The organism is Salinisphaera sp. LB1, from assembly GCF_003177035.1.
Taxonomy (GTDB): domain Bacteria; phylum Pseudomonadota; class Gammaproteobacteria; order Nevskiales; family Salinisphaeraceae; genus Salinisphaera.
Window position 1 is genome coordinate 1,117,791 of the sequence record NZ_CP029488.1, and the last position, 11,678, is coordinate 1,129,468.

General features: G+C 64.5%; 11 protein-coding genes. 5 read left to right on the forward strand and 6 right to left on the reverse strand.

The features are described from left to right. Positions 1–29 precede the first annotated feature (29 nt). Together SALB1_RS05075 and SALB1_RS05080 are read left to right on the forward strand one after the other, a co-directional pair. The gene (locus SALB1_RS05075) at positions 30–497 is read left to right on the forward strand and encodes a nuclear transport factor 2 family protein (protein WP_109992871.1); all 468 of its coding nucleotides are present in this window, start codon (positions 30–32) and stop codon (positions 495–497) included. Positions 498–711: 214 nt separating this feature from the next. Next, a complete protein-coding gene (locus tag SALB1_RS05080) occupies positions 712–1,560 on the forward strand; it encodes a nuclease (RefSeq protein WP_109992872.1) in 849 nt (282 codons plus the stop codon). Positions 1,561–1,587: 27 nt separating this feature from the next. On the opposite strand, the gene SALB1_RS05085 is transcribed toward SALB1_RS05080, so the two are convergent. After that, the gene (locus SALB1_RS05085) at positions 1,588–1,971 is read right to left on the reverse strand and encodes a DUF2267 domain-containing protein (RefSeq protein ID WP_109992873.1); all 384 of its coding nucleotides are present in this window, start codon (positions 1,969–1,971) and stop codon (positions 1,588–1,590) included. 114 nt (positions 1,972–2,085) lie between these two features. Between SALB1_RS05085 and SALB1_RS05090 the strand changes: the two genes are divergently transcribed. Continuing rightward, complete coding sequence (locus SALB1_RS05090) at positions 2,086–3,594, forward strand: DHA2 family efflux MFS transporter permease subunit (RefSeq protein ID WP_109992874.1); 1,509 nt, start codon at positions 2,086–2,088, stop codon at positions 3,592–3,594. A 158-nt stretch (positions 3,595–3,752) separates the two neighbouring features. After that, positions 3,753–4,784: a LacI family DNA-binding transcriptional regulator gene (locus SALB1_RS05095; protein ID WP_109992875.1), complete on the forward strand. Its 1,032-nt coding sequence runs from the start codon at positions 3,753–3,755 to the stop codon at positions 4,782–4,784. Positions 4,785–4,808: 24 nt separating this feature from the next. On the opposite strand, the gene SALB1_RS05100 is transcribed toward SALB1_RS05095, so the two are convergent. The 4 genes from SALB1_RS05100 to SALB1_RS05115 all read right to left on the reverse strand — a co-directional run bounded on the left by SALB1_RS05100 (position 4,809) and on the right by SALB1_RS05115 (position 9,505). Beyond that, positions 4,809–5,537, reverse strand: coding sequence for an SDR family oxidoreductase (locus tag SALB1_RS05100; RefSeq protein ID WP_109992876.1), 729 nt, complete (start codon positions 5,535–5,537; stop codon positions 4,809–4,811). A gap of 422 nt (positions 5,538–5,959) precedes the next feature. After that, complete coding sequence (locus SALB1_RS05105) at positions 5,960–6,946, reverse strand: ABC transporter permease (protein WP_109992877.1); 987 nt, start codon at positions 6,944–6,946, stop codon at positions 5,960–5,962. Then, entirely contained in the window at positions 6,943–8,484 is a 1,542-nt protein-coding gene (locus SALB1_RS05110) for a sugar ABC transporter ATP-binding protein (protein WP_109992878.1), read from the reverse strand. Before SALB1_RS05110 ends, SALB1_RS05105 begins: the two co-directional genes overlap by 4 nt. A gap of 64 nt (positions 8,485–8,548) precedes the next feature. After that, positions 8,549–9,505, reverse strand: coding sequence for an ABC transporter substrate-binding protein (locus SALB1_RS05115; RefSeq protein WP_109995281.1), 957 nt, complete (start codon positions 9,503–9,505; stop codon positions 8,549–8,551). A gap of 258 nt (positions 9,506–9,763) precedes the next feature. On the opposite strand from SALB1_RS05115, the gene SALB1_RS05120 reads away from it, so the two are divergent. Continuing rightward, on the forward strand, positions 9,764–11,380 hold the full coding sequence (locus tag SALB1_RS05120) for an FGGY-family carbohydrate kinase (protein WP_109992879.1): 1,617 nt from the start codon (positions 9,764–9,766) through the stop codon (positions 11,378–11,380). 25 nt (positions 11,381–11,405) lie between these two features. Here SALB1_RS05120 and SALB1_RS05125 read toward each other — a convergent pair whose 3' ends face one another. Then, positions 11,406–11,624: a DUF3820 family protein gene (locus tag SALB1_RS05125; protein WP_109995282.1), complete on the reverse strand. Its 219-nt coding sequence runs from the start codon at positions 11,622–11,624 to the stop codon at positions 11,406–11,408. Positions 11,625–11,678: the final 54 nt, after the last annotated feature.

The following is an 11,678-nucleotide window of genomic DNA, read 5'->3' on the forward strand; positions in this document are numbered from 1 at the left end:
AGTCCTGCTCTTGCCGGAGAACCCAGACCATGGAAACCAAGCCGCCGCTCCCTCCCTTCACGGCCGAAACCGCTGCCGAAAAAGTGCGCCTGGCCGAAGACGCCTGGAACACACGTGACCCGGACAAGGTCGTGCTGGCCTATACACCGGACAGCCGCTGGCGCAATCGCGCCGAATTCATCGACGGGCGCGACGAGATTCATGCGTTTCTCACCCGCAAATGGCAGCGCGAGCTGGAATATCGCCTGATCAAGGAACTCTGGGCCTTCGGCGACAATCGCATCGCCGTGCGTTTTGCCTATGAATTCCGCGACGATTCCGGTCAGTGGTACCGCGCCTACGGCAACGAGAATTGGAAGTTCGACGCCAACGGCCTGATGGCCGTGCGGCTGGCCAGCATCAACGATCTTCCGATCAGCGAATCCGAGCGGCTGTTTTTCTGGCCCCAGGGCCGGCGCCCGGACGACCACCCGGGGTTGAGCGAGCTCGGACTCTGATTTCTATTTCCCCAGGGCATTTATCCGCAGATCGACACAGATGCCATGTTCGCCTTGTTACCGGCGTCGATCCACGTTCCGTTGTGCCTATCTTCCAGCAAGCCGTGCGTCGGGAAAGGCGGAAATGCTCCGGAGCACCGGCCCAAGTCATTGATGTGTCACCTGACACGCGCAGGATGAATAGCCATGGCGCAACCCGACCCCGGGGTTCATCTTGTCGTTTCATGTCATCGCCGGCACGTTTCATATCCAGGGCTATTCGCCGGACGGCGATTCGATCCGTTTTGCCGCAGACCGCGAGCAGGCCTGGGATGTGCTTTCCGGGCGCCCGGCGACGCCCAACGCACGCGGCCACGTCCAGCTCCGACTGGAAGCCATCGACACGTTGGAAACCCATTACCGCGGCCACCATCAGCCGCTGACATACGCCGAAAAGGCCGCGCACGAACTATTCGCGGCGCTCGGTATCCACGACGTGAAATGGGACGCCGATCACTACAAGGTCACGAGCGCCGACGATGCCGTGCCCGGTTTCATTCTGGCGCGGACCACCGGCACCTATGGCCGGCCCGTCTCGTTCGCCTTATCCGCCGACGCCGGCAAACAACTGGGGCTCACAGACGGCGGCGAGCACTTCGTCACGCCCGACGATCTCTCGACCACGGCCAATGCGGCGCTGCTCAATCAGGGCCTGGCCTACCCGACGTTCTATACCGGACTGTTCCACGATCTGCGCGCCCGTTTCGCCGAGCAGACACGCGCTGCCCGCAACGCCGAACGCGGCCTGTGGCCGGCCGATCGCACCAACGCCGGTGTGACTGTGGACAGCCTGGCCGCGATCACCGAAGACGCCGTAATCCTGCCCAAGCTGTTCCGTCGCCTGATCGAATATCTCGGCACCGGCGGTACGGTGAAGGGGTTCAAGGCGTATCTGGCGCGCAATCCGGATCGGGTGATGGTGCTGCCCCAGGCGCATTCCACGCATCTGGACAACTTGATCGAACAGAATGGCAGTACCGTGCGCCTGACCGAGCCGCCGGAGCAACTCGTCTTCGCCGAGTAGTGCCGCGCACGGCCGGCAGGCTCCGGATTAGTGCAACAGCCGATCCAGCTCGCTCGGCAGGTCCAGCGCCACGGCTTCGGCCTCGCCGTCGCTGAGCGCTTTGTCCAACGTCCGGATCACGCTGGCGACGAGTTGCCGCGTATCCCGGCTGGGCAGCTCGGTCCGGAATTCGACCTTGCCGTAAAAATCGTCGAGCGAAATCGGAACGTAGGATGTATCCGACCGCTCGCCGCCAGCGCGGATCGCATCTGAGATCTCGTCGGGCAGTTGTTCGGCCATGCGCGCGGTCTGGTCCTTGGGCAGCTGCTCGCACAGCGAATCCAGCGCGATCAGGGTGCACTGATGCACCACGTCCGGCGCCAGTTGCGGACAGTCTTCGTAGACATGGGCGATGAATCGATCGGTCTGCATGTGGTCTCTCGACTGCGCTTGCCAACAAGTGTTGCCCTTAGCATGGCGGCCACGACGCCGCGCGAATATGGTGGCAAACCCTGAGTTCGCGCCCCGGTGGCGGTAGAATGCCGCATGCCCTTGTCCCGCGACGACGCTCGACCCCGGCGCTGGCCGCTCGCCCTGACGGTATTGATGGGCACCATCGCCGTGGTCCTGAACGCGACCGTGATCAACGTGGCGATCCCGCCGATCATGGCCCACTTCGGCCTGAGCCAGGCCGGCGCGCAATGGATCTCGACCGGTTTTCTGGCCGCCATGACCGCGGCCATGCTCGCCAGCGCCCGGGTGATCGAACGGCTCGGGCAACGACGCACGTTCACCCTGGCCCTGTCGGTATTCCTGGTGGCGTGCCTGGTGGCAGCCGCGAGCCCGAGTGCCGGGGTGCTGATCGCCGCCCGCGTGGTCCAGGGGGCCACCGCCGGTATCATCCAGCCGCTGGCGCTGGTGGTGATCTTCGACAGCTTCGACGACGCCGAACGCGGCCGGGCGCTCGGGCTCTACGGCATGGGCGTGGTGCTGGCACCGGCGCTGGGCCCGACCGTTGGCGGCGTGCTGATCGACTGGCTGTCGTGGCGGGCCGTGTTTCTGCCGTCGATTCCGTTCTGCCTGCTGGGGCTGGCCGGCGGCTGGCGCATCCTGCCGCACGAACGCAGCAGCCAGCGCGAACCCTTCGACTGGCTCGGCTTCGGGCTGCTCGGCGCGGCACTCGTACTGCTGCTCACGGGTCTGACCGAGCTTTCGGAATACGCCACCCTGCGCGGCAGCCTGGTGACCGGGGCCGGCGTCGTCTTCGGCGTCGGCTTCGTGCTCCGCCTGGTCACCTCGCCCCATCCGCTGATCCGGCTCGCCGTGTTCGCCTACCCGCGCTTCGTGCTCGCCAGCGGTATCGCCGCGCTCTATGGTGCCGGCCTGTACGCCTCGACCTATCTGGTGCCACTGCTGGCCCAGAGCGTGCAACGCCTGTCGCCGAGCACGACCGGACTGGTGATGATGCCGGCCGGGCTGACGCTGCTCGCGATCTTTCCGATCGGCGGCCGCCTGGCCGATCGATTCCCCGCCCACTGGCTCAATATCGTCGGCTGCGGCGGTTTCGCCCTCGGCACACTCGGCCTGGCGCTGACCGACCCATCGACCCCATTCTGGCTGCTGGCGGCACTGGTCGCCGTTGGTCGCATGGCGCTCGGCATCATGATGCCGGCGCTCAATATCGGCGGGCTGCGCGGACTGCCGACCGACCTCACCCAGCAAGGTTCGAGTGTAATCAGCTTCGCCCGCCAGCTGGGCGGCACGCTGGGGGTGAACCTGTTTGCCCTGCTACTGGAAATCCGCGCGGCGCATCATCTGGGCGGCCGGATCGACCTGCGTTCGCTCTATCAGGGTCAGGCGCCGTCGGCACGGACGCTGGCCGATATCACCCGGGCCTTTCACGATACGTTCGCCGTATTCAGCATGCTGTTTGTCGTCGGCGTCGGGCTGGCGACTGCCATGGGCCTGTTGCATCGGCAAGAGCGCCGCCGGCACGCGCACGCACTGTCCCGCGGCGAGTCGGCGTCGAACGCCGGGCACGACAACGAGACCTGAGTCGATGGGCCCGGTCAGGCGCTCGGCGCCGGGTAAGCCGGCCTCGGATGGTGGCTTGGCGCGATGGCGAAAACCGTGACCGCTCAAGCCCTGGGAGCGATCGCATTTGGGCTAAGATGGGCCAATACACCTACCCATCGTTCGGATAACGCTGTTTCATGGCCAAGAACCGCCGCGTGACCATCGCCGACGTCGCCGCCCGCGTCGGCCTGACCAACATCACGGTCTCGCGCGCGCTCAACCGCCCGGAAATGGTGAAGGCGGAAACGCGCTCGAAGATCGAGGCCGCGGCCAGCGAGCTCGGTTATGTACCCAACGCTTTCGCGCGGGGCTTGAAGCACAGCGAGAGTCGGCTGATCGGCTTCGTCACCGCCAGCGTGGACAACCCGTTCTACGCCGAGATGATCAAGGCCGTTTCGCGCCACGCCAAGCGCCACAACTACGCCATCCTGTTGTTCGACACCGATGGCGAAGCCTGGCTCGAAGCCAACGCCATCGAGACGCTGCTGAGCTATCAGGCGGCAGGCATCATTCTCTCGCCGATATCCGACGAACCCGACTATCGGCCGGACTATATCGAACGCCTGCACAACAGCGACGTGGCCGTGGTGCAGCTCGATCGTACGCTCTACAACGCCGACTTCAGTTCGGTGGTGCTGGATAACGTCTGGGCCGGCCAGTGCGTGGCCGCACACCTGCTCAAGCGCGTATTCGCCGAGGCGACGGAACCGGCGACGGACGAGCCCTCGCGCCTGCTCGTGGCCGCCGGCCCGGCGCACTCCATCATCACCCGCGAGCGATTGGCCGGTGTACAGACCACGCTGGCCGAAAACGAGACCGGGGTCGATCTCGATGTGCTCTGGGGCGACTACACGCTGGAGCCGGCGCGCGAGGCGGTGGGCACGTATATCGCGGCCCATGGCATGCCAGGCGCGATCTTCGGCATGAACCAGCTGATCACGCTCGGCGCGCTGCAGGCAATGAAAGCCCGCGGCATCGCACCGGATACGCTGAGCGTGATCAGCATCGACCGTCTGCCCTATCTGGATATCTTCGATATCCGCGTGCCCTGCGTGGTGCACGACGGCTTCCATGCCGGCCAGCGCGCCCTAGAACTGTTGCTCGAACGCATCGCCGACCCGGAGCTGCCGCCGCAGACCGTCACGGTGCGCGGCACGCTGGTCGAATAGCCGCCGGCGCGCGACGGCGTCCCGCTACATATCGAAATTACTCGGCAGTACCACGACGTCACGAATGGTGACGTTGCGCGGCCGGGTCAACATGAACATGATGACATCGGCGACGTCCCTGGGCTCGATCAGGCTGCCGGACTCCTTGGCCTGGCGCAGATTCTCCTCGGGCCAGTCCTTGAGCAGCGCGCTGCTGACCGGGCCGGGCGCGACTTCGCCAACCCGGATGCCGTGCTTGATCATCTGCCGCCGGATCGTCTGCACGAAGCAGTTGATGGCCCATTTGGATGAGGCATAAACCGGCTCCCACCACACCGGATGATGCCCGGCTACCGAACAGGTGACGAGGATATCGCCGGTACCGCGTTCGATCAGGTGCGGCAGGATATTGCGCACGTTCTTCATGACCACGTTCACGTTCAGATTCAACATGCGGTCGATCGTGGCTTCGTCGGTTTCCATGAAATCGCCGCCGATATACGTCCCGGCATTGGCGTGAAAAATATCGAGATGATCGACTCTTTTGAGAATGCCCGAGAGCAGGGTGGCGCACTGCGCCGGGTCCAGCAGATCGATAACCAACGGTATCGCGCGTTCGCCATAGCCCTGCCGCACGTCGTTCAGAGCGGCCTCGTCGCGATCGATCAGCACCACCGTGGCGCCGGCATCGAGCATGGCCTGCGCACTCGCCCAGCCGATACCGGAGGCGGCCCCTGTGACCGCGGCGATCTTGCCCTGTAGCTCGTTTGTCATATCTGGTTTCTCCCAAGTGGTATTCGTTGTTTCAATCGTCATGTATCCGACGGACAACATCAGTTCGCGAACAGCCACGCACTCGCACTCGAACAAAGCCCGGCTTGTCCGGTTTTGCGATTGACGATCCGCGTTCAGTCGCCTGCTGTTGCCGCAACTTTGTTAGAAAAATCGGCGGACATCTCCACCAGCGATCACCCAGGCGGTAGGTCGGATTAGCGCGCAGCGCGTAATCCGACGCTCGATCGGCGGGCTCTGAGGCTCGGCTGTCGGATTACAGTGCGAGCACCTGATCCGACCTACGTAACGTTCTGATATTGCGTTTATCACCGTCAGTTAATTTGTCGACATCCTCATTGGCAAGCATCTCCACCAGCGATCAGCCTGCCGATGCGCATAGCGGCTTTGCATGGGCAGTTGTGCTAGCCCTCGCGGCCACGGCCGATATAGACCGCGAGCAGGATGATGCCGCCCTTGATAACGTCCTGGAGATAGGACGACACGCCCATCAGGTTCAGGCCGTTGTTGAGGATCGCCAGCAGCATGGCGCCGACCAGCGTACCGAGTACGACGCCGCGCCCGCCGGAGATCGCCGCACCGCCGAGCACCACGGCCGCGATCGCATCCAGTTCGAAGCCCTCACCGATACCCGGCTGGCCGCTCATCAGGCGCGAGGTGATCACCAGTCCGGCAATCGCCGCGGTCAGGCCGCTGATGGTGTAGACGAACATCTTGGTGCGCGGCACGCGGATGCCGGTCAGGCGCGTGGCTTCCTCGTTGCCGCCCACGGCATAGACATAGCGCCCGAACGGCGTGTGATGCAGCACCACATAGCCGGCCGCATAGACGAGCAGCATGATCATGATCGGCACCTGCAGGCCGACCAGATTACCGCGGCCGAACCACGAGAACCACGAGGGCAACCCGGAGATCGGATAACCGCCGGTATACAGCAGCGCCAGCCCGTGAGCCGCACCCATGGTCGCCAGCGTGACGATGATCGGCGGCATCCGGCCGAAGGCCACACAGAAGCCGTTGAAGGCGCCGAACAGGCTGCCGACGCATAGCCCGGCGACGATCGCCAACGGCGCCGGCCAGCCGGCCGCCATCAATCCCGCCATGATGGTGCCGGACAGCGCCATCACCGGGCCCACCGACAGATCGATACCGCCGGTGAAAATGGCAAAGCTCATGCCCACCGCAATGATGCCGATCACTGAGCCCTGGCGGGCCACGTTCTCGATGTTCGACACATCCAGAAAGCGGTCGTTGACCAGGCTCATGATGATGAACACGGCGATGAAGCCCAGAAGCGGGAAGAACATCGGCGAATGCAGCATGCGCTGCCAGCGCGACCGACGCTGGCGACGCGGCGCGGCGACCGCGGCGGATTGGGTGGAATCGCTCATCGGGCGTCCTCGGTCACAGGTTGGGAAACAGCCTCGGCATCGCGGCGTGGTTCAGTCACCGCGTGGCGCATGATGGTATCGGCCTCGATTGCGTCATCGGCCAGCTCGGCCACGATGCGGCCGTGGCTGAACACCAGCACGCGATCGCACAGCCCGGTTATTTCAGGCAGCTCGGAAGAAATCATGATGATGGCGATGCCCTGGTGGGCCAGCCGCTTCATCAGGGCGTAGATTTCGGATTTGGCACCTACGTCGATGCCGCGCGTCGGCTCGTCGAAGATCAGAATACGACAACCGCGATCCAGCCAGCGGGCGATTACCACCTTCTGCTGGTTACCGCCCGACAACGACTGCACCGGGGTCTCCGGGCTCGGCGCCTTCACTCGCACCTGGTCCATCGCCGTCTCGACCATGGCCGCCTCGCGGGATCGGCTGATGAATGGGGCCGGGTGGTAGAACTGGGCCAGATGATTCAACGTGATGTTGTCGGCGCAGGAAAACGGCAGCACCAGTCCCTGGCGCTTGCGATCCTCCGGCAACAGGCCGATGCCGGCGGCCAGCGCATCGGCGGGCGAGCCAAACTTCACCTCGCGACCATCGAGCCGGATCCGTGCGACCCGCGATGGATAAGCGCCGATCAGCGCCATCGCCATCTCGCTGCGCCCGGAGCCAACCAGGCCGGCAAAACCGAGGATCTCGCCTTTCGCCAGCGTGAGCGAATCGGTATGCGTGGTGTGCTTCATGCCGATCTCGGCTTCGAGCAGGATCGGCGCGTCGGCGTTGCGAGGCTCGCGCGGCGGGAAGATGTTGTCGACCCTGCGGCCGATCATCATCTCCACGAGCGCATCATGGTCGGTCTCGGTGACCGGACAGCTGGCGACATAGGCGCCGTCACGCAGCACGGTGATCCGGTCGCAGACCTGAAAGATCTCGTCGAGATGATGGGAGATGAACACCATCGCCACACCATCGCTACGCAGCTTGCGCATGATCCTGAACAGACGCTCGACCTCGGTCGGCGTCAGCGGCGCAGTCGGCTCGTCGAGCACCAGCACACGGGCGTTGAGGGACAGCGCCTTGGCGATCTCGACGAACTGCTGATCGGCCACGCTCAAGCGATGCACCGGGATCTCGGGGTCGATGTCGATATCGAGCCGGTCGAACAACTCGTGGGCCTCGGCGAGCATCGCCGAGCGCCGGATCAGGCCAAGCCGGTTGCGCGGCTCGCGGCCGAGGAAGATATTGTCGACCACCGCCAACCAAGGCACCAGGCTGAATTCCTGGAACACGATGCCCACGCCGGCGGCACAGGCATCGCGATAACTGTGGAACTGCCGGGGCTTGCCATCCAGACGGATGGTGCCGGCATCGGGTTGATAGATTCCGCACAGGATCTTCATCAGCGTCGACTTGCCGGCGCCGTTCTCACCGAGCAACGCATGAATCTCGCCGGCTTCGACCGTCAGGCTGACGTCATCCAGCGCCTTGACACCCGGAAAACCCTTGCTCACGTTTTCTAGCGACAACACGACGGTCATTGATCAACTCCTCGGGCAAGCGAAGCGCGCCGGCATGGCAACCGGCGCGCTTGGGATAGCCCGCTCAGCTGCCCCAGTGGAAGCTGGCCGCGGTCTTGGGCGTCACCGGCGTGACGTCCACCGGGATCGTGTCCGGACTCTTCACGCCGTGGTACTTCTTCAGCGCCAGATGCAGCGCCTTCACGACCTCGACGTCCGGATGCTGTGCTACGTCGACGACGATCGGCGTGTTCGGCTTCTGCATGGCCTTGATCACCTCCGGATTGCCGTCGATGGTGGCCAGCTTCACGTGGTTGCTGGACGAATTCAGGGCCACCAGCGCGCCCAGCGTGCCGCCGTCGTTGACGCTAAACAGGCCGTCCAGATCCGGATGTGACTGCAGCATGTTCTCGGTCACGTTCATGGCCGTATTGCGCTCTTGATGACCGTTCTGCTCGTCGACAATCTGGATGCCCTTGGCTTCGCCCAGCGCCTTCTTGCAACCCTTGACGCGCTGCAGGATCGGCGTTACCGGAATACCGTTGAGGATCGCGACCTTGCCCTTGCCATTCAGGCTCTTGGCCAGATACTGGCAAGACAGATAGCCCGCCTTGAAATTCTTCGAACCGACAAAGCCGGAGACCGGCCCATCGGCCTGGGCATCGACCGCCACCACCGGAATACCGGCGTTATGCGCCGAGACCACCGCCGACTGCACACCCACCGTATCGGTCGGGTTGAGCAGCAGAATATCCACGCCGCGCTGGATCATGTCCTCGACGTCGCTGGTCTGCTTGGAGATATCGTGATGCGCGTCGGTGACGATGAGCTTGGCACCCATCTTGTCGACCTGCTTCTGCAACGCCTTCTGCATCGTCACGAAGTAGGGATTATTCAGTTCCTGGAACGACATACCGATAACGAGCTGGTCGTTCGGCTTGTTGTGGCTATCAGCCGCGGCGGCGGGCAGAGCGACGGCGGCGAGCGGTATCAGCGCGAGCGCGACGGCCCGGCGCAGGGAAGGGAGTTTGATGCCTGGCATGGTGATCTCCTCGATCGATGCATTGGCGATCAGTGTGCTTATTTGCCATAAGCACAAAATCTCAATGCGATTATTGATGTTAACGTTGTCATTTCACGCTAATCCCCAACCGCAAGACGGCACAATCCAACTTTTGGCTATAACGACTAAAGTCGAGACCGTGCCGCGAGCGCCAGCCATGCGAACGCGGCACAGTAATCGCCCCAGGGCGGCCACCGCAGACGGTACCGGCCCTTCCATGCCCAGCGAGGACAGTTCATGAACGCACACTATCTCGGCATCGATGTCGGTTCCGCCAGCGTCCGGGCTGGCGTGTTCGACGGCACCGGCCGTTGCTTGGCTCAGGCCGCCCGGCCGATTGCCCAGTTCCGCCCCGAGACAGATTTCGTCGAACAGTCGAGCGACGATATCTGGCAGGCCTGCGTGGCGGCGGTGCGAGGCGCCGTGACCGAAGCCGGCGTGTCCGCCGACAGCGTGCGGGCGATCGGCTTCGATGCCACCTGCTCGCTGGTCGCCCTCGGCGCCGACGGCAAGCCGGTCTCGGTTTCGCCGACCGACGACGATACGCAGAACATCGTTATGTGGATGGATCATCGCGCCACCGCCGAGGCGCGCGAGATCACGGCCACCAGACATGAAGCGCTGCGCTATATCGGCGGCCAGGTCAGCCCGGAGCTGGAATTGCCGAAACTGTTGTGGCTGGCGCGCCACCGCCCGGATCAATACGAACGTGCCGCCATATTTCTCGATCTGGCCGACTACATGACCGCCCGCGCGGTCGGCGGGCTTGGCGGCGAAGCCGCGCCGACCAAGAGCGTGTGCACCCAGGTCTGCAAATGGCTGTATCTGGCGCACGAGGGCCGCTGGCCAACCGATCTGCTGCAACAGCTCGGCCTCGAATCCCTGCTCGACAAGCCGCGCATGACCGGGCCGATCCGCGCGCCGGGCGCCCCGGCGGGCCGTCTCGCGCCCGAGGTGGCCGAAGCGTTCGGCCTGACCGGCGAGATCACGGTGGCCACCGGCCTGATCGATGCCCATGCGGGGGCACTCGGTATGCTGGGCGGCGCCCCGGAAGCAAGCCTGGCCGTGATTGCCGGCACATCCACTTGCCACATCGCCTTCTCGCACGAGCCCTGCTTCGTGCCCGGCGTCTGGGGCCCCTACTGGGGCGCGGTGCTGCCCGACGGCTGGATCAACGAAGGCGGCCAGAGCGCGGTCGGCGCCCTGATCGATCACGTGCTCCGCGATCACGCCGCCCACGGCGCGCTGATGGCCGCGGCCGAAGCCCAGGGTGTGAGCCACTTCGATATCCTCAATGCCCGGCTCGACGCCATGGAGGCCGAAGCCGGCGACGCGCCGCTAACGCGGGATATCCACGTGCTCGATTACCACCACGGCAACCGCTCACCACTCGCCGATGCCTCGCTGACCGGTGTTTTCACCGGGTTGACGCTGGCCGAGAACATCGACGACCTCGCCTTGCGCTATCTGGCCACGCTACAGGCCGTGTCCTACGGCACGCGTCACATCGTCGAAGCGCTCAACGAGCACGGGCATGCGGTGAACCGGCTCCGTCTGTGTGGCGGCATACTCAAGAACGAACGCTGGCTGGCCGAAACCGCCGATGCCACCGGGCTGCCGATCGAACTACCGGCGGAGACCGAAACCGTGCTGCTGGGCAGCGCCATGCTGGCCGCGACCGCCTGTGGCGATCAGCCCGACCTGCGCACCGCGGCGGCCGCGATGAGCAGCACCGACCGCGTGATAGAGCCCCGCGCCGAGCGCCGTGCTTTTCACGAGGCCAAATACCGGGTCTATCGCGCGATACATGCCGATCAGCTCGCGTATCGCGAGATCATGGCGGGCATCGATTGAACCCGGGAGGCCCGGCCCTCGCTTTCTAACGCGCCTGCCGACGCAGTGGCGCCAGCAGGCCGCGCAGATCGTTGTGGTCGATCTGATACATCAACGCCAGCAGCCGGCCCAGTTCGCCGGCCGGAAAACCGGCGCGCGAGAACCAGGCCAGATACCCGCCGGGCAGATCGGCGATCACGCGCCCTTCGTACTTGCCGAACGGCATGGTGCGCGTGACCAGTTTTTCCAGATCCTGGGGGTTCACAACGGCCTCGATGCGCAAAGCTCGAGCGTGGCTCGGGCGCCATCCATCTTAAAC